Source organism: Micromonospora sp. WMMD882 (assembly GCF_027497255.1).
In the GTDB taxonomy this organism is placed as follows: Bacteria; Actinomycetota; Actinomycetes; order Mycobacteriales; family Micromonosporaceae; genus Micromonospora.
On record NZ_CP114903.1, the window covers coordinates 501,421 to 519,235 of the forward strand.

Below are 17,815 nucleotides of genomic sequence, written 5' to 3' on the forward strand. Positions count from 1 at the left end.
CTCGGGTGGAGTGACGATCAGGAAGCGTCCGGCCGGCGGTACGGGGCCCAGCCGACGAAACGCTCCCACAGCCGGCCCGGCTCCGGCACCGTGTCGGGGGTGACCCGGCACAGGTCGTCCACGGCCCGGTAGAGCATCCCGCACAGGTAGACCGCCAGGCTGACCATGTTGCCCTCGTACTCGATCAGGAGCCGCCGCCTGGCCTCGCCGCACGGCCACGGGTGCCCGCAGCCCCGGCAGACCCAGATCGGCTGCACCGGGGTGTGCGCCGTGGCGGCGCCGAACCCCGCCAGCGGACGATCGGCGGCGGGGATCCTGCGGCTCGGCTCGCGCGACTGCGGGGTCGGGCAGGGCATTGACATCGGCCTCCTCTACCGGCTGGAAGGGGATCGCCCCATATCCGGGGAAGGATTGAGGGGCGATCCCCATGCGGACCCGTCTCAGCCCTCCCCGGCGTGAAGCGGATCCGCTCACGTGACAGTCTGGTGAAGGCGCGACTACAGAGGGAAGGTGGGCGGGCTGCACGGTTCGTCCGTGCAGTTTTCGCCGCCTCAGGTACAGGAGGTGTGCAGATGGATCGACGGCCCACCGTGGAACTGTTCGCCGGTGAGCTTCGCCGGCTGCGCACCGACGCCGGGCTCTCACAGGAGGCGCTCGGCGAGCGGATCGGATACTCGGCCTCGTTGGTCGCCGCCGTTGAACAGTGTCGCCGGCCACCCCTTGAGGAGTTCGCCGAGCGTTGCGACAAGGCGCTCCAGTCGGGCGGTCTGCTGAGGAGGATCCGGGCGACGGCGCTCCGTGAGAACGTCATGCCCTGGTTCCGCGAGTGGGTCACGATCGAGCAGGAGGCCACCGCCCTGTGCAGCTTCGAGCCGATGGTCCTGCCCGGTCTGCTCCAGACCGAGGCCTACGCCCGAGCGCTGCACGAAGGGGCCAGTCAGCTCGTCGGCGAGGCGATGGAGCAACAGATCGCCGCCCGGCTGGCCCGTCAGGAAATCCTCACCCGGGATGCTCCGCCACTGTTCGTCGGGGTGCTCGACTACACGACCCTCGAACGTCCGGTGGGCGGCGACAAGGTCATGCGCGATCAGCTTCTGCATCTGATCGAGGTGGGCAATCGACCGAGGGTCCATCTGCACGTCGTTCCGAAGGGGACCGGCGCGTACCCTGGGATGAACGGCGCGTTCGTCATCGCCACCCCCGCACAGGGCGACGACATCGCCTACCTGGACAACCAGTTGCAGGGTGTGATCATTGAGAGAACGTCGGACGTACACTCGCTCCGGCGTACCTGGGAGTCCGTGCGAGCCGAGGCGTTGCCTCACGGGCAGACCCTCAAGTTGATCTCGGAGGCAGCGGAGCGATGGACCTGACCGGCGCTATCTGGCACAAGAGCACCCGGAGCAGCGGAAATTCGGGCAACTGCGTGGAGGTGGCCGACAACCTCCCCGACGTGGTCGGCGTACGGGACAGCAAGGACCGGCAGGGCCCGGTGCTCACCTTCTCGCCGCCCAGGTGGCAGCAGTTCGTGGAGTTCGCCAAGCAGCACTGACGGCACGAGCAGGCGATTCCCGCACCCGTCCCGCCGGGCCGCTTCGCCGGTCGGTCGGGCGGCCGGGGAGAATCCGGCGGTGCCCGTACACGAGATCACCGACCCTGACGACCCCCGGATCGCCGACTACCGCGCGCTGACCGACGTCGAGCTGCGTACCCGGTGGGAGCCGCCGCACGGGCTGTTCATCGCCGAGGGGGAGCTGGTGCTGCGGCGGGCGCTGCGGGCCGGTTACCCGCCCCGGTCGTTCCTGGTCGACGCCAAGCGGGTCGACCAGCTCGCCGACCTGGAAACCGGGGACGCGCCGGTCTACGCGGCCACCCCGGACGTGCTGGAGCGGGCCACCGGTTTCCACGTGCACCGGGGGGTGCTCGCCTCGTTCCGGCGCAAGCCGCTGCCGGGCGTGCCGGAGCTGCTGGCCGCCGCCCGGCGGGTGGTGATCCTGGAGGACGTCAACAACCACACCAACCTGGGCGCGGTGTTCCGGGGCGCGGCGGCGCTGGGCGTCGACGCGGTGCTGCTCTCGCCGTCCTGCGCCGACCCGCTGTACCGGCGCAGCGTACGGGTCAGCATGGGCGAGGTCTTCGCGGTGCCGTACGCGAAGCTCGACCACTGGCCGGCGGGCCTGGCGCAGGTGCGGGCGGCGGGTTTCACCGTGCTGGCCATGACGCCGGCCCCGGACGCGGTGCCGATGCAGCGGTTGGCCCCGGCGCAGCGGGCACGGGCGGCGTTGCTGCTGGGCGCGGAGGGCCCCGGCCTGACGGCGGCGGCGCAGTCGGCCAGCGACGTACGGGTGGTGATCCCGATGCGGCGCGGGGTGGACTCGTTGAACGTGGCCGCCGCGGCGGCGGTGGCGTTCTGGGAGCTGGGTCGGGACGACGAGCCGGGCCGGGACGACGAGCCGGGCCGGGACGACCCGCCGTTCGGTGACGGACAGCCGGCCTGACCTGCCCGGCCGCCCGGTCGGGCGGTTCGGCTTGCATGACCATGCGTCCTGTTGAATAATCTTCCCCGTGTCCAAGGTTCTCACCTCCCTGCCCATCGGCGAGCGTGTCGGCATCGCCTTCTCTGGCGGTCTCGACACCTCTGTCGCGGTCGCGTGGATGCGCGACAAGGGCGCCGTGCCCTGTGCCTACACCGCCGATATCGGCCAGTACGACGAGCCCGACATCGCCTCGGTGCCCGGTCGCGCGCTCAGCTACGGCGCCGAGGTCGCCCGGCTGGTCGACTGCCGCGCCGCCCTGGTCGAGGAGGGGCTGGCCGCGCTGACCTGTGGGGCCTTCCACATCCGCTCCGGCGGGCGGGCCTACTTCAACACCACCCCGCTGGGCCGGGCTGTGACCGGGACCCTGCTGGTCCGCGCGATGATCTCCGACGACGTGCAGATCTGGGGCGACGGCTCGACCTTCAAGGGCAACGACATCGAGCGTTTCTACCGGTACGGCCTGCTGGCCAACCCGCAGCTCCGGATCTACAAGCCGTGGCTCGACACCGACTTCGTCACCGAGCTGGGTGGCCGCAGGGAGATGTCGGAGTGGCTGCTCGAACGCGACCTGCCGTACCGGGACAGCACCGAGAAGGCGTACTCCACCGACGCCAACATCTGGGGCGCCACCCACGAGGCGAAGACCCTCGAACACCTCGACACCGGCATCGAGACGGTCAACCCGATCATGGGCGTCCGGTTCTGGGACCCGGCGGTGGAGATCCCCACCGAGGACGTCACCATCGGCTTCGACCAGGGCCGCCCGGTGACCATCAACGGCAAGGAGTTCGGCAGCCCCGTCGACCTGGTGCTGGAGGCCAACGCCATCGGCGGCCGGCACGGCCTGGGCATGTCCGACCAGATCGAGAACCGGATCATCGAGGCCAAGAGCCGGGGCATCTACGAGGCGCCCGGCATGGCGCTGCTGCACGCCGCGTACGAGCGGCTGGTCAACGCCATCCACAACGAGGACACCCTGGCGAACTACCACCACGAGGGCCGCCGCCTCGGCCGGCTGATGTACGAGGGCCGCTGGCTGGACCCGCAGGCGCTGATGCTGCGCGAGTCGTTGCAGCGCTGGGTCGGCACGGCGGTCACCGGTGAGGTGACGTTGCGGCTGCGCCGGGGCGAGGACTACTCGATCCTCGACACGACCGGCCCGGCGTTCAGCTACCACCCGGACAAGCTGTCGATGGAGCGCACCGAGGACTCGGCGTTCGGCCCGCAGGACCGGATCGGCCAGCTCACCATGCGCAACCTGGACATCGCCGACTCGCGGGCCAAGCTGGAGCAGTACGCCACCCTCGGCATGGTCGGCGGCGCGAACCCGCAGCGGGTGGTCGGCGCGGCCCAGGCCGCCTCGACCGGGCTGATCGGCGCGATGCCCGAGGGCGGCGCGGAGGCCATCGCCTCCCGGGGCGTCCCGTCCGCCGAGGACGAGGCCCTCGACCGCGCCGCCATGGAGTTCGGCGTCGACTGACCGCCGCTGCGGGGCCCCGGCGACCGCCGAGGGCCCAGGCGGCCGCCGGGGACACGGGCGGCCCCTGGGACACGGATCCCCTGCCGGGCTGGTCGGACGTGCTGTCACGCAGGGTAGCGTGTCGCCCGTGTTCCCTACCGTGCGTGAGGTGTTGGCGCTGGACCCGGTCCAGCACGGCGGGCCCCGGCTGGTCGCCGGCGAAGCCGGGCTGGACCGGCCGGTGCGCTGGGTGCACGTCACCGAGGTGCCGGACATCGCCACCCTGCTGCGCGGCGGCGAGCTGGTGCTCACCACCGGCATCGGGCTGCCCGCCCAGGACGCGGGGCTGCGCGCGTTCGTCGCCGCGCTCGCCGACGTGCCGGTCTCCGGGCTGGTGGTCGAGCTGGGCCGTCGGTACGTCGGCGGGGCGCCCCGGGCCATGGTCACCGCCGCCGCCCAGCGGGACCTGCCGCTGGTGGAGCTGCGCCGGGCCACTCCGTTCGTCCGGATCACCGAGGCGGTGCACGCGCTCATCGTCGACGCCCAACTGCACGAGCTGCGCGCCGCCGAGGAGATCCACCAGCGGTTCACCGAGCTGTCCGTCAGCGGGGCGGAGCCGCAGGAGGTGGTCCGGCAGGCCGCCGCCCTGGCCGGCTGCCCGGTGGTGCTGGAGAACATGTCCCGTCAGGTGCTCGCGTACGACCCGGCGGGGGTGAGCGCCGAGCTGCTGCTGGACGGCTGGGAGGAGCACTCCCGGCGGATCCGTCCGACCGGTCGGACCGCGTACGACAGCGACAGCGGCTGGCTGGTCACCACCGTCGGGGCCCGGGGCCAGGACTGGGGGCGGCTGCTGCTGCGCTGGCCGGGCCGGCAGCTCGTGCCCGACGAGGCGACCCCGCCGACCCGGCTGACCATTCTGGTCGAGCGGGCCGCCTCCACGCTGGCGTTGGGGCGGCTGATCCGGCGCGACGCCGAGGGACTGGAACGGCAACTGCACCGGACCTTGCTCACCGCCCTGCTCGACCACTCGCGACCGGTCGACGAGGTGGCGTTGCGGGCCCGCGCGCTCGGGGTGGTCCTGGAACGGCGGCACCTGGTCGGGGTGGTGGTCCGGCAGCGGGCCGACGACGCCGACGACAGCCCACCGGGCGACCCGGCCCGGCTGCGGGACCTCGCCGAGGCCGTCGGCCAGGCTTTGCGGGAGGCGAAACTGACCGCGCTGACCAGCGCGTTGGACGACCAGTCGGTGGGCGCGCTGCTGGCGCTGCCCGAGCCGGCCGCCGAGCCGCGGGCGCTGACCGCGTTCGCCGCCGCGCTGCGCCGGGTACGCCTCGACGCCCGCCCCGGGTCGCCGGCCGCGCTGGTGGTGGCCGCCGGCAGCGGGGTGGACGGCCTGCGGGAGGCGCGCCGGTCCCTGGTGGAGGCCCGACAGGTCGCCGACGCCGCCCGCCGGGACCGGCGGGACCTGCCGGTGTTCCGGCTGCCGCACGTCGGGCTGGCCGGACTGCTGCACCTGCTGCGCGACGACCCGCGCCTGCAGACCTTCGTCGAGCGGGAGCTCGGCCCGTTGCTGTCGTACGACGCGCGGCATCCCCGAGACCGGCTGCTCGGCACCCTGCGCGCGTACCTGGAGCAGGGGCGGAACAAGTCGGCGGCGGCCAACGCCGCGCACCTGTCCCGGCCGGCGTTCTACGAGCGGCTGGCCCGGATCGCCCGGATCCTCGACGCCGACGTCGACTCGGTCGAGACCTGCCTCTCCCTGCACGTCGCCCTGCTCGCCCTGGACGCCGTCCGCGCCCGGTGATCCCGAGGCGAACACCCCGGATAGCCGAAGTGGTGTCGGCCGGGCCCGTGCCCGCCGTTCCCGGGCGTTGCCCGCTGTCGTCGTCAGGGCAGCGCCGGGCCGCTCGGCTGGACGACGGTGCGGGTCGGCGCCGGGGTCTGGGGGCCGCCGCTCGGGGCGACGCTGGTCGGGGCGGGCCCGCTCGGCGACGGCGGACCGGAGGGCGACGGCGAACCGCTCGGCGACGGCGGACCGGAGGGTGACGGCGAGACGGTGGGGGCCGGGCCGGACGGGGTGGGCGTCGGGGTCGGCCGGTCGACGTCGCGGCAACCCGCCGCCGCGATCCGCGCCCGTTGGTCGGCCACGAGCTGCTCGATCAGCTTCGTCTGGAGCTTGGCGAGCTCGTACTCGGTCCGGATCCGTTCGTACTCCTCGACGTCCAGCGCGCCGCTCCGCCAGGCCGCCTCGGCAGCCTCGGCGTTGGCCTTCGTGATGGCCTCCAGGTCCCTGGTGATCGCCAACTCGTCGAGCAGGCGGTTGAGTTCCAACGCGAGGTCGACGCAGTTGCGGTCGGCCGGGTTCGCCGCGTCGTTCTGGCACCTCGCCTGGGCGTAGCGGGCGTTGTTCAGGGCGAGGGCGGCTTCGTCCGCCGCCTTCCGGGCGTCCCGCAGCTCCTGGGCGTTGGCGGCGCCCTGCTGGTACATCCGCAGCACCCGCTGGTAGCGGGCGATCGCCTGGTCGTGGCGGAGCTTCGCCTGGTCGACCCGGATCTGCTCGGCCTGGCAGACGGCCGGGTCGACCGGGACGACCGGGTACGGCGTGGTGGGCGGCACCGGCCCGGTGGCCCCGCTCGCCGTGCCCGCGGCGAGGACGAGTGTGACGAGCGCTGCGGTGAGTCCCGACAGTACGGCGACGAGCTTGCCTCTCACCGAGGTCTCCCCTCTGTCCGGGCGGGCCCGCATTCTGGCGACCGACGCGCCCTCTTCGCCCCGCCCAACGGACGCTATATCAATGAGAGGCTATGTGTCTGCCCGGCTGCCGGACGCGGGTGGCTGCCGGGCGGCTCACCCGGCCCGGCCCGGAGCGTCGCAGCCACCACCTGCCGGGATTTGTCACGGGCTTGTCGTAATGACGTCGCCGCGGGCCGGGTACCGAGGCGACAGGCCGGTTCCACCTGGAACCCCCGGATCCCCAGTGAGGAGTCCCCCGTGTTCTACCCCTGGTTCTCCGCCGGCGACGTGCCGGTGTTCCCGCCCCGCTCCGGCGACCCCGACACCGTGCTGGCCTACCGGCTGCTCGACCAGATGCGGCAGGACCCCCTGCTGCGGTACGAGCGGATCTGCATCGAGGCGCAGAACGGCGTGATCATCCTGGAGGGGGAGGTCAGCTCGGCGGAACGCCGCGCCGAGGCACACGCCCACGCCTGGCGCGCCCCCGGCGTCCGCGACGTCAACAACCGGCTGCGCCAGCGCCGTGGGCGAACGGCGTGACCGGCGGCGCGGCGACCGTGGGTCAGGTCAGCGCGGCCAGGGCCTTCGCGTACGCGGGCGGGACGAAGTGCGGGCCGCCGGGGGTGAACACGTCGGATCCGGCGGCGGCGGTCCACGCCTGCGGCGGCACCTCGGCGACCAGCGCCCGGACCACCGGCGCGTCCCGCCACTGGTCCTGCTCGGCGAGCAGCCCCAACGCCACCACCGACTCCTCGACCTCGCCGACGCACTCGAACGGCTTGTGTCCGTCCACGCCGAGCAGCTCCCGGTAGCCGGGCAACTGGCTGGCGTCGGCGAGCAGGTCGCCGCCGAAGATGTCGACGATCCGCTCGCGGGGCATGTTCGGGGCCAGGGCCAGGAAGACGAACCGGCACTTCGGGCAGTCCCGGCACCAGCGGGCGCTCGGGTCGTGCAGCTTGAACGCGGCGTTGCAGCTCGTCACCACCGCGTCGTAGCGGGTGGTCGCGGCGAACAGCCGGGCGATGTGCAGCTCCGACAGGGACCGCAGCAGCGAGAAGTACGGCTCGGCGAGCCCGGCGTGGTCGGTCAGCGCCGCCCGCAGCAGCCCTTCCGCCTCGACCCCCTTGGACCACTGGTGGTTGACCTCGTGTCCGTTCCAGATCAGGTTCGGGTCGGACGCGGACCGCTCGTTGGACATCACCACCGGACCGAGCCCGTGCAGCACGGCGGTGGCGACCGCGATCAGCGAGTTGATCGCGGTGACCGGGATGTGCCCGTTGCGCGCGCCGGCCTTGTTCAGCGCGAACAGCGCCGGGTCGAGCCTGCGTCGGGCGGCCAGCGCGGGCAGCCCGGACGCCTCGTTCACCGAGACGATCACGTGGTTCGGGTTGACCGAGAACGGCACCGGGTCCAGCCCGGCCCGGCGCAGCGCCTCCAGGCTGACGATCGAGTCCTTGCCGCCGCCGACGGCGCAGAGCGGACGCCGGTCGGCGGCGTCCAGCGCCCCGGGCGGGGCCACCGAGCCGGCGGGCGTCTCGGGGACCAGCTCCAGCACGTACGGCAGGTCGTTACGGTAGGCGTACTCGGCCAGGCCCCTGGTGTAGACGGCGGTGAGCCACGCCACGGCGGCCCCGCCCAGCGGCGCCGGGGCGATCAGCCGGGGCGGCGCGGCGGCCTTGTAGTAGCTCACCCCGGCGGCCAGGTGCAGCAGCTCCAGCACCCGGTCGAGGGCGGCCCGGGTGGCCGGTGACGGCGGCTCGGCGGGCAGCGGCAAGATGACCACCTCGGTGAACCGCAGCTCGCCGTCCGGCCCGGTGAGCGCGTAGTCCAGCCGCACCTCACCGGTGGTCAGGTCGATCGCGCGGGACGGGAAGGTGAAGGCGTCCATCCGCCGGAGCTGTTCGTTGGGCACACGCCATACTAGGCCGTGACAAATGAGCCCGTACCTGGCTGGAGGGGATCCCCTGTGCGCCTGTCTGACCTGCGCGGACGTTCTGTCGCCGTCTGGGGCACCGGTCGGGAGGGCCGGGCCGCGGTGACCGCCGTCGCCGCGCACGGCCCGGCGCGGCTGGTCGCCGTCGACGACAGCGCGAACTTCCTGTCGCTGGACTGGTCCGGGCCGCTGGCCGAGGCCGCGCCGCTGGTCACCGGCGAGGACGGGTTCGCCGCGCTGGCCGCCGCCGACGTGGTGGTCCGGTCGCCGGGCGTCCCGCAGACCCACCCGTGGCTGGTCGAGCTGCGCCGCCGGGGGGTCACCGTGACCGGCGGCAGCGCGCTGTGGCTGGCCGACCACGCCGCCCGCACCGTCGGGGTCACCGGCAGCAAGGGCAAGAGCACCACCTCCAGCCTGGTCAGCCACCTGCTCACCGCCCTCGGCCGGCCCAACGTCTTCGGCGGCAACATCGGCGTGCCGCTGCTCGACCTGCCCGAGGCCGGGCTGTACGTGCTGGAGCTGTCCAGCTACCAGTGCGCCGACCTGACCGACTCGCCCCGGGTGGCGGTGGTCACCGCGCTGTTCCCCGAGCACCTGGACGCGCACGGCGGCGAACGGGAGTACTACCGGGACAAGCTCAACCTGCTCGCGCACGGGCCGGAGACGGTGGTCGTCAACGACCTCGACGAGCGGCTCGCCGCCGAGCTGGGCGACCGGCCGAGGGTACGCGCCGGCCGTCCCGACGGCTTCCACGTCGCCGTCGGCCCGGACGGCACGCCGTGGTTCCACGCCGCCGGCCGACCCCTCTTTCCCCGTACGGCGTTGCCGCTGGTCGGCGCGCACAACGCGGGCAACCTGTGCGTGGCCCTGGCGGTGCTGGACGCGCTCGGCGTGGACGTGCCGGCCCGCGCCGACGAGATCGCGGCGGCGGTCGCCGCGTTCCAGGGGCTCGCCCACCGGCTCACCGAGATCGCCGACCCGTCCGGGCTGACCTTCGTCGACGACACCCTCGCCACCAGCCCGTACGCGGCGATGCACGCGATCGACGCGTACCAGGGCCGCCCGTTGACGGTGATCGTCGGCGGCACCGACCGGGGGCTGGACTACACGCCGCTGCGGGAACACCTGACCCAGCGGGAGATCACCGTGATCGGCATCCCGGACAGCGGGCCCCGGATCGTCGACGCCCTGGCCGGGCTGCCCCGGGTGCGTACCGAGCTCGCCGACGACCTGGTCGCGGCGGTGCGGCTGGCCCGTAAGCTCACCCCGGCCGGCGGGGTGGTGCTGCTCTCCCCGGCCGCGCCCAGCTACGGCCGGTTCCGCAACTTCGAGCACCGCTCCGAGGTCTTCGCCCAGGCCGTCCGCGACACCGCCTGACCGCCCCGCCCCGCCCCGCCCCGCCCTGGCCGGGCCGTCCGGCTGACCGGTCGCCCTTGGCCGGGCCGTCCGGCGGTCGAAATGCGGGTGCGGGCGGGCCCGCGCCGTCGGTACGGTGCCGGCCATGTCCCGCCTGGAGGTACGGCCGTTGACGGCCGACGAGCTGGCCGTCTGCGGCGCGTTGCTGGCCGGGCGGCACCGCCGGCACCGGGTCGCCCAGCCGTTGCTGCCGCCCCGCTTCGAGGACCCGGCGACCGCCACGGCCGAGCTGACGGCCGCCTTCGGGACGCCGGACGCCTCGGGCGCGGTCGCCTTCCGGGCCGGCGTCCCGGTCGGCTTCCTGCTCGGCGCCCCGAAAGCGGCGGCGACGTGGGGGCCGAACGTCTGGGTCGAGGCGGCCGGGCAGGCCACCACCGACCCCGAGGCAATGCGCGACCTGTACGGGGTGGCCGCCGCCCGCTGGGTCGACGAGGGCCGCACCGCGCACTACGTCCTGGTGCCCGCGCCCGACCGGGAGTTGGCGCACGCCTGGTTCCGGTCGGGGTTCGGTCAGCAGCACGCCCACGCCGTCCGCCCGATCCCGCCCGGGCCGCTGTCGGCCGGGCCGTCGAAGGCGGCGTCGACTCCGCCTGGGCCGTCGGCGGCGGCGTCGACTCGGCAGGGGCTGTCGGCGTCGGACGGCGCGGGGCGGCTCGTGGTGCGGCGGGCCGACCGGGCGGACGTTCCGGTGCTCGCCCGGCTCGACGCCGAGCTGCCCCGCCAGCACGGCCTGTCACCCACGTTCTCCGCCGGGCCCGCGCAGACGTTCGAGGAGAGCCTCGCCGACTGGACCGAGGACATCGACGACCCCGGCTACGCCACCTTCGTGGTGGAACGGGACGGCGAGGTGATCGGCTCGGCGTTCGGGTGCTCGGTGGAAAGGTCCGGCAGTCATCGTGGCCTGGCCCGGCCGGAGAACGCTGGCCTGCTCGCCTTCGCCGCGGTCTTCCCGCACGCGCGCGGCGTCGGCGCGGGACGGGCCCTGGGCGCGGCCGTGGTCGACTGGGCGGCCGGGGCGGGCTTCGACAGCGTGGTCACCGACTGGCGGGTGACCAACCTGCTCTCCTCGCGGGCCTGGCCGGCGCTCGGTTTCACCGAGACGTTCCTCCGGCTGCACCGCCTGGTCGGCTACTGAGCCCAGGATCGCGCGATCCTCACCGGATCACGCCCCTCGAAGCCCCAACGGTCACTGCGGGCGTGCGTAAACCTGCTGACGAGAGTCAGCCCTGGCGGTGACCGGCCACCGGCGGTCGTTACCGCTTCGGCGGGCGGTCGTCGGCGTTTTCCATCCGCTGGCCGTGGAGCACACGAAGCGCGTCGAGCGCGACCCCGGTGAGAACGGCGCGGCCGACACCGGCGCGGCCGAGCAACTCCATCCCCCGGGTTACGGCGACAAAATAGACCGCCAGCGACTGCACGTTCGCGTCGGCCGGCAGATCCCCGTTCTCCCGCGCGTGTTCCAGGCATCGGGCGTAGACCCCGGCGAGCTGTTCGATGCCGGCCTTCGTGGTCGTCGAGAGTGGATCCTCCGCGCCGGTCGATTCGACAAGCGCGCGCGTGGCGAGCGAGACCCGCCGCTCACTGCTGCTGAACTCGATCGCCATCATGAGCAGGTGGCCCCGAATTCGTTCCAGCGGCAGCGCGTCGTCGTGGCCGAGCGCTTCCGAGACGGCGCGGGTCGCCTCCTCCCGGTCCTCGGAGAGCGCCCGGAGAAACAATTCCCGTTTCCCGCCGAACGCGTTGTACAGGCTCTGTTTACCCAGGCCGGTCGCCCGCACCAGGTCATCAAGTGTCGCTGCGGCGAGGCCGTGCACGGCGAACACCTCACTGGCGCTGCTGACGACATCGCTCTCGATGAACTTGCGGGGGCGTGGCATGTGAGCCAGCTTACGTTATTGACCATCCGGTCAAAAACCTGTTAGCGTGGCCGGAGACGACACGAAGGATCAAGGGAGGGTGGACGTGAGAAGTAACGAAGATGTGGTCCGCGAGGCGTACCGGCTGGCGGAAGGCAACGTCCTCGACGGACAGGGTTTTCGCGCCTTGTTCACCGAGGATGGGACGTTCCACGACGTGCCGAATTCGCTGACCTTCCACGGGGACCAGATCCCTCAGGCGCTGACGGGCTTCGCCGGCGTTTTCCCCGACGTCCACCGTGAGCTACTCGCAGTGCATGCGCTGGGTGACGTCGTCGCCGTCGAGTTGCGAATCCAGGGAACGCATCTGGGCGGGTTCCCGACTCCGGTCGGCGAGATCCGTCCGACCGGTAACCGTATCGACGTGCCGACGGCGGATCTCTGGTATCTCCGGGCGGGAAGGGTGACAAGGTTCGCCTGTTACAACGCGGCGAACGTGCTACTCGCCCAGATCGGGGCCACGCCCGACTTCAGGTCGGCGGTCGAGGCCGCCAGGGCGACCACCACGGGGGATTAGCTCTACCGCGCCGCGCCGCGGATGCGGCAGATGGCCCGCCTCTCCGCGTCGGCCCGCCGGAGCCGGTGGCCCGTAGCAGCCGCAGCAGGCCGGCTCCGACGAGGTAGGCGACCAGCGCGCCGGCCGGCAGGCCCAGCGGCTCAGGCGACTGCCGGGGGGTCACCGCGTTGAACGCCAGCGCGGCGACCACGGTGGCGAAACCACCCACCGCCAACCCACCCCGCAGCCACGCCACCACCGGCCCGGCGGGCCGGCCCACCGGGCTGCCGCGGCGGATCGCGCGGGCCTCCACCGGGCCGAAGACCGCGACCAGCCCGGCCAGCGCCACCGACAGCATCAGCAGCCACGGCGCCCGCCAGGCCCACCAGGCCGGCGAGTCCACCGGCGGGGTGGGCAGCAGACCCACCAGGTCGAGTCCGCCGACCACCAGGATCGCCGCGGTGAGGTGCCAGAGGAAGACGGTCAGCACCACCGCGTTCACCGCGATCACCACCCGCCACGGGCCGGCGCGGCGCAGCCACCGCTCGACCGGATCCCGGCACAACATGATCAACCCTAGTTGTGCGGCCGCCAGGGCCAGCAGCGCCAGGCTCGGCGGGGCGGAGTTGTCCAACCGCTGACCGGGCACGTTGAGCATGCTCACCGGGTACGGGCCGACCGTGGTGGCCAGCACCAGCACGACGCTGCCGCCCAGCAGCAGCGGCCAGCCCGTCCGACGGTCCGGCGGCAGCCGTCGCCACCGCCGTCGGACGCCGCGCCGCGCGTCGTACCAGCCGTAGCCGAGCTGGTGCACGGCTAGCCAACCGAACAGGTAACTGCCCAGCGCCAGATGCGCCGGGCCGAGCAGCCGGCCCAGGTCACCGAGGCCGACCAGGGTCGCCAGCGCCACCGGCACGGCGAGCCCGAAGCGTTCGTGCAGCCGGTACGTCAGGGGGGTCAACGGCACCACCACCAGGTACGCCGCGAGGAACCACAGCGGCACGGTGGCGAACCAGACGACCGTACGGATCAGGGTCGGGTCGACGCCGGCCAGTCGCGCGGTCGACGCGCCGCCGGTGAGCACCAGCACCAGGACGGTGGTCGGCGGGATCAGCCGGGCGCTGCGGTCGAGCAGCCAGCCGGTGGCGGTCCCGCCCCGGCGTCGCCGGGACACCAGGGAGGCGGCGTTGGCGTAGCCGCCGACCAGGAAGAACACCGGCATCACCTGGGCCAGCCAGGTCAGCGGGTACGCCCAGGGCAGCTCCGGCAGGGCGGAGCGGCCGGTGGGGCGGCCCGTCTCGTCGTACCCGAGGACGGTGGCCGTCCAGTGACCGATCACGACCATGGTGATCGCCGCCGCCCGGAGCAGGTCGACGTAGCGTTCCCGGTCGGCCGGCGTCCGCTCGGCGAGCTGCCGCAGGCGGCCCATGCCGTCAGGCTATGCCCGCCCGCCGGGTCCGGACGGGCGAACGGCCCGGCCGACCAGCGTCGTGCCGGCGCGCAGGGTGACCGGGGGAGCGGGCGCGGTCAGGGCGCGGCGGTCAGCAGCCGGTCGTGCAGCGCGGCCGGGTCGGTCGTCCCGGGCAGGTCGCGGGCGGCCAGCCAGGCCGCCGCGGCGGCGCCGTCCCCGGCCCGGCGTACGGACGCGTCCGGCCAGCGGCGGCGCAGCTCGGCGCGGAGCGCGGCGGCGAGCGGGGTGTCCCCGGTGAGCAGCCCGCCGCCGAGCACGACCGGGTCGGCGGCCTCCGGCGGGCGGATCCGGCCGGCGCTGTCGGCGAGGTGCGCGGCGGCCTGCGCGATCAGCGCGACGGCGGTCGGCTCGGCGTCGCGGGCGGCCTCGACGACCAGCGGGGCGAGTCGGGCCAGCTCCACCGGGGGACGTCGGGTGATCGTCTGGACGAGCGCGTCCACGGTGTCCCGGGGGCGGGGCGCGACGGTGGCGTGGCCGAGCAGCGTGGTGAGGACCCGACCGCCGAGCGCGTCCGGCTGCCGCGCCCGGTCGAGGTCGGCCAGGACCCGGCGGACCGCCTCCCGGCCGAGCCAGAAGCCGGAGCCGGCGTCGCCGAGCAGCCAGCCGTGGCCGTCGGCGACCCGGTCCAGGCGCAGTCCGCGCACCCGGGCGGCGATGGCGCCGGTGCCGGCGACGAGGACGGTGCCGTCCGGGGCGGACGTGCCGGCCGCGTACGCGATCAGGGCGTCGCTGTGCACCGTGTACGGGCAGCGCAGCCCGGCGTCGCGCCAGGCGCGGTCGAAGGCGTCCCGCCCGGCCGGGTCGGCGAGGAGCCGGCCGGCGCCGGCCAGCCCGATGACCCCGGCGGCGACCCGGGACGGCGTGATCCCGGCCAGCGCGCCGCGCAGGGCGGCCCGTACCTCGTCGGCGGCCCGGTCGGGCCCGTGGCTGGTCGGGTTGCCGCCGCCGGCGCGGGCGGCGCCGAGGCGTTCCCCGGCGACGGTGGCCACGACGGCCCGGGTGGAGGTGCCCCCGACGTCCAGCCCGACGACGACGGCCCCGGAAACGCCGGCGTCCGGGCGGCCGGCGGCGGCCCCGGAGGAGCCGCCGGCGCCCGGGCGGTCCGCGACGGTCCCGGACGCGCCGCCGGTGGCCGGACGGTCCATGACGGCGCCGGCGGAGCCGCCGGGGTCCGGGCGGTCCACGTTGCTGCCGGACATGCCGTCGCACCTCCCGATGGTCGTCCCGTGGGGCGGATCCATGCTGGTCGACCCGGGCGCGACTGGCAAGGCGCGGAGGCGCGGCGCAGGGTGCGCCTCAGGTAACAGTTTGAAAACTTCGCCCACGCTCTTGACACGGAGGGGTCCTCAGTAAGAACTTTTACCACTAACAGTTAACACTCTTTTCGGAAAGGTGGGCCTCGATGGTCGGTCACGAGGTGGACGCCGCCGCCCCCGTGGCGGCCGACACCGACGGGTTCGACCGCCGCAGCCCGCTCGGCGTCGCCTCGGAGGGCGTGCTGGCCCGGGTCCGGGCCGGAGCCCCCGACCTGACCGGCGCGCTGCGCCGGGTCGCCGAACACGTGCTCAGCGATCCCGAGGCGGCGGCCCGGGCGACCATCGTGGAGCTCGCCGAACGCAGCGGCACCTCGCCGGCCACGATCACCCGGTTCTGCCGGGCGATGGGCTTCGACGGGTACGCCGACCTGCGGCTCGGCATCGCCGCCGAGACCGGCCGGGCCCGCTCCGCCGGCTGGACCGTCGACATCGGCCGGGAGATCCAGCCCGGCGACCCCCTGGAACGGGTGCTCGAACAGATCATGGCCGCCGACACCCGCGCCATGCACGACACCGCCGCGCTGCTCGACCTCGCCGAGGTGGAACGGGCCGCGGTGGCCATCGCCGGCGCGGCCCGGGTGACCATCTTCGGGGCCAGCGGCAGCGCGCTGGTCGGCGAGGAGATGCAGTTCAGCCTGCACCGCATCGGGGTGGCCGCCTGGGCCTGGAACGACGTGCACGAAGGTCTGGCCAGCGCCGCGCTGCTGCGCCCCGGCGACGTGGCGCTGGGCATCTCGCACTCCGGACAGACCCGGGAGACCATCGAGACCCTCGCCGAGGCGGGCAGCCGGGGCGCGACCACCGTCGCGTTGACCGGCTTCCCCCGTTCGCCCCTGGCCGAGCTGGCCGACGTGGTGCTGCTCACCGCCAGCCAGTCCACCACCTACCGCCCCGACGCGCTCTCCGCCCGGCATCCCCAGCTCGTCGTGCTCGACCTGCTCTACGTGGCGGTCGCGCAGCGCACCCACGACCGCGCCCACGCGGCCTTCCGGCGTACCGCCCAGGCCGTCGACGGGCACAAGGCCGCCCGCGCGGCCCTGCCCTGAACGCTCCTTCTCCCACCTCCGCACAGATCCCACTTCAAGGAGAGACGACGATGTCCGTTAGCCCCGCAAGCCCGGCCGACCTGAGCCGCCGTACCGTGCTGCGCCGCGCCGCCGCCGTGGGCATGCTGGCCACGCCGGCCGCCGGCCTGCTCAGCGCCTGCGTCGGCGGCGGTGACGACGAGCCGGTGGAGCAGGCCGCCGGCGACAAGTCCGCCACCAACCCGCTCGGCGTCAAGGAGGACGCGGCGCTGGAGGTGGTCATCTTCAACGGTGGCCTCGGCACCAAGTACGCCACCGACGTGCACATCCCCTCGTACAAGAAGGTGTTCCCGAAGGCGGAGGTGAAGTTCTCCTCGACCGAGGAGATCGGCACCGTCCTGCAACCCCGGTTCAGCAGCAACACCCCGCCGGACATGGTCAACAACGCCGGGTCGAAGTTCCTCGACCAGGGCGCGCTGGTGCAGGCCGACCAGGTGCAGGACCTCACCGAGCTGTTCGACGCCCCCGCGCTGGACGACCCGTCGAAGAAGGTCCGTGACCTGCTCGTCCCCGGCACCGTCGAGCAGGGCACCTACAACGGCAAGCCGTACGTGCTGAACTACGCGTTCACCGTCTTCGGGCTCTGGTACGACAGCGCGCTGTTCGAGAAGAACGGCTGGGTCGCGCCGAAGACCTGGGCCGACTTCACCGCCCTGTGCGACAAGATCAAGGCCGCCGGCATCACCCCGTACTCGTACGCCGGCGCGAACGCCGCCTACTACCAGTACCTCGTCCTGCTCACCAGCGCCGCCAAGATCGGCGGCCCGGACGTGCTGAAGAACATCGACAACCTCGAAGACGGCGCGTGGCAGGCCGAGCCGGTCAAGCAGGCCGCCGCCGCCTGGGCCGAGATCGGCGCGAAGTACGGCAACAAGGCGCACCTGGGCCTCAAGCACACCGAGGTGCAGCTCCAGCAGAACCAGGGCAAGGTCGCCTTCTACCCCAGCGGCTCCTGGCTGGAGAACGAGCAGGCCAAGGACACCCCGCCCGGCTTCAAGTACGCGGTCACCCCGGTGCCGAGCGTGACCGCCTCGGACGCGCTGCCGCAGACCGCGATCTACGCGGCGGCCGGCGAGATGTACTTCGTCCCGTCGAAGGGCAAGAACGCCCGGGGCGGCATGGAGTACCTGCGGCACATGCTCTCCAAGGCCGGCGCGAAGGGCTTCACCGAGCTGACCAAGGTGCTCACCGTCGTCCAGGGCGCGGTCGACGGCCTCGACATCTCGCCCGGCCTGACCAGCGGCAACGCCATGCTCACCGCCGCCGGCAAGGACTACTTCAGCTACCGTTTCGACACCTGGTACAAGAAGCTCGACGACGAGGCCCGCGCCGCCACCAACGAGCTGATGTTCTCCGGCGGCACCGCGCAGAAGTTCTGCGACCGGATGCAGAAGGTCGCCGACGCGGTCAAGAAGGACTCCTCCATCGAGAAGTTCACCCGCTAGGACCGGAC

At 73.5% G+C, this 17,815-nt stretch carries 16 protein-coding genes and 1 pseudogene; 11 read left to right on the forward strand and 6 right to left on the reverse strand.

The features are described 5' to 3' along the window. Positions 1 to 17: 17 nt before the first annotated feature. Positions 18 to 362 (reverse strand): hypothetical protein, encoded by a 345-nt coding sequence (locus O7606_RS02145; protein ID WP_281597282.1) that lies wholly within the window; start codon positions 360 to 362, stop codon positions 18 to 20. 210 nt (positions 363 to 572) lie between these two features. Here O7606_RS02145 and O7606_RS02150 point away from each other — a divergent pair, with 210 nt between their 5' ends. The 5 genes from O7606_RS02150 (at position 573) to O7606_RS02170 (ending at position 5,800) form a co-directional block, all read left to right on the forward strand. Then, positions 573 to 1,373: a helix-turn-helix transcriptional regulator gene (locus tag O7606_RS02150; protein WP_281597283.1), complete on the forward strand. Its 801-nt coding sequence runs from the start codon at positions 573 to 575 to the stop codon at positions 1,371 to 1,373. Further along, entirely contained in the window at positions 1,364 to 1,552 is a 189-nt protein-coding gene (locus tag O7606_RS02155; protein ID WP_281597284.1) for a DUF397 domain-containing protein, read from the forward strand. The genes O7606_RS02150 and O7606_RS02155 overlap by 10 nt, the downstream gene beginning before the upstream one ends. Positions 1,553 to 1,631: 79 nt before the next feature. Then, on the forward strand, positions 1,632 to 2,498 hold the full coding sequence (locus O7606_RS02160) for an RNA methyltransferase (protein ID WP_281597285.1): 867 nt from the start codon (positions 1,632 to 1,634) through the stop codon (positions 2,496 to 2,498). Positions 2,499 to 2,565: 67 nt separating this feature from the next. Then, the gene (argG, locus tag O7606_RS02165) at positions 2,566 to 4,017 is read left to right on the forward strand and encodes an argininosuccinate synthase (protein ID WP_281597286.1); all 1,452 of its coding nucleotides are present in this window, start codon (positions 2,566 to 2,568) and stop codon (positions 4,015 to 4,017) included. Positions 4,018 to 4,135: 118 nt separating this feature from the next. Then, positions 4,136 to 5,800 (forward strand): PucR family transcriptional regulator ligand-binding domain-containing protein, encoded by a 1,665-nt coding sequence (locus O7606_RS02170; protein ID WP_281597287.1) that lies wholly within the window; start codon positions 4,136 to 4,138, stop codon positions 5,798 to 5,800. A gap of 83 nt (positions 5,801 to 5,883) precedes the next feature. Here the strand turns inward: O7606_RS02170 and O7606_RS02175 are convergent, their stop codons facing one another. Beyond that, positions 5,884 to 6,708, reverse strand: coding sequence for a hypothetical protein (locus tag O7606_RS02175; protein WP_281597288.1), 825 nt, complete (start codon positions 6,706 to 6,708; stop codon positions 5,884 to 5,886). Positions 6,709 to 6,987: 279 nt separating this feature from the next. Between O7606_RS02175 and O7606_RS02180 the strand changes: the two genes are divergently transcribed. Beyond that, positions 6,988 to 7,269, forward strand: a complete 282-nt coding sequence (locus O7606_RS02180) for a BON domain-containing protein (protein WP_281597289.1) — start codon at positions 6,988 to 6,990, stop codon at positions 7,267 to 7,269. Between the two features lie 22 nt (positions 7,270 to 7,291). Here O7606_RS02180 and O7606_RS02185 read toward each other — a convergent pair whose 3' ends face one another. After that, a complete protein-coding gene (locus O7606_RS02185; protein ID WP_281597290.1) occupies positions 7,292 to 8,641 on the reverse strand; it encodes a hypothetical protein in 1,350 nt (449 codons plus the stop codon). A 54-nt stretch (positions 8,642 to 8,695) separates the two neighbouring features. On the opposite strand from O7606_RS02185, the gene murD reads away from it, so the two are divergent. Further along, positions 8,696 to 10,039 (forward strand): UDP-N-acetylmuramoyl-L-alanine--D-glutamate ligase, encoded by a 1,344-nt coding sequence (gene murD / locus O7606_RS02190; protein WP_281597291.1) that lies wholly within the window; start codon positions 8,696 to 8,698, stop codon positions 10,037 to 10,039. Between the two features lie 124 nt (positions 10,040 to 10,163). Then, positions 10,164 to 11,213 (forward strand): GNAT family N-acetyltransferase, encoded by a 1,050-nt coding sequence (locus O7606_RS02195; RefSeq protein WP_281597292.1) that lies wholly within the window; start codon positions 10,164 to 10,166, stop codon positions 11,211 to 11,213. A 118-nt stretch (positions 11,214 to 11,331) separates the two neighbouring features. Here the strand turns inward: O7606_RS02195 and O7606_RS02200 are convergent, their stop codons facing one another. Then, complete coding sequence (locus tag O7606_RS02200; RefSeq protein WP_281597293.1) at positions 11,332 to 11,955, reverse strand: TetR/AcrR family transcriptional regulator; 624 nt, start codon at positions 11,953 to 11,955, stop codon at positions 11,332 to 11,334. A gap of 85 nt (positions 11,956 to 12,040) precedes the next feature. Between O7606_RS02200 and O7606_RS02205 the strand changes: the two genes are divergently transcribed. Continuing rightward, positions 12,041 to 12,511: a nuclear transport factor 2 family protein gene (locus tag O7606_RS02205; RefSeq protein ID WP_281597294.1), complete on the forward strand. Its 471-nt coding sequence runs from the start codon at positions 12,041 to 12,043 to the stop codon at positions 12,509 to 12,511. Positions 12,512 to 12,563: 52 nt separating this feature from the next. Here O7606_RS02205 and O7606_RS02210 read toward each other — a convergent pair. Together O7606_RS02210 and O7606_RS02215 are read right to left on the reverse strand one after the other, a co-directional pair. Beyond that, a pseudogene (locus O7606_RS02210) lies at positions 12,564 to 13,919 on the reverse strand (acyltransferase); the annotation flags it as partial. Between the two features lie 98 nt (positions 13,920 to 14,017). Then, entirely contained in the window at positions 14,018 to 15,160 is a 1,143-nt protein-coding gene (locus O7606_RS02215) for a BadF/BadG/BcrA/BcrD ATPase family protein (protein ID WP_281597295.1), read from the reverse strand. A gap of 203 nt (positions 15,161 to 15,363) precedes the next feature. Between O7606_RS02215 and O7606_RS02220 the strand changes: the two genes are divergently transcribed. Further along, positions 15,364 to 16,323 (forward strand): MurR/RpiR family transcriptional regulator, encoded by a 960-nt coding sequence (locus O7606_RS02220; RefSeq protein ID WP_281597296.1) that lies wholly within the window; start codon positions 15,364 to 15,366, stop codon positions 16,321 to 16,323. 50 nt (positions 16,324 to 16,373) lie between these two features. Next, positions 16,374 to 17,807 carry an N-acetylglucosamine/diacetylchitobiose ABC transporter substrate-binding protein gene (gene ngcE, locus O7606_RS02225; protein ID WP_281597297.1) on the forward strand — a complete coding sequence of 478 codons (1,434 nt, stop codon included), beginning with the start codon at positions 16,374 to 16,376 and terminating at the stop codon, positions 17,805 to 17,807. The last annotated feature ends 8 nt before the right edge of the window (positions 17,808 to 17,815 follow it).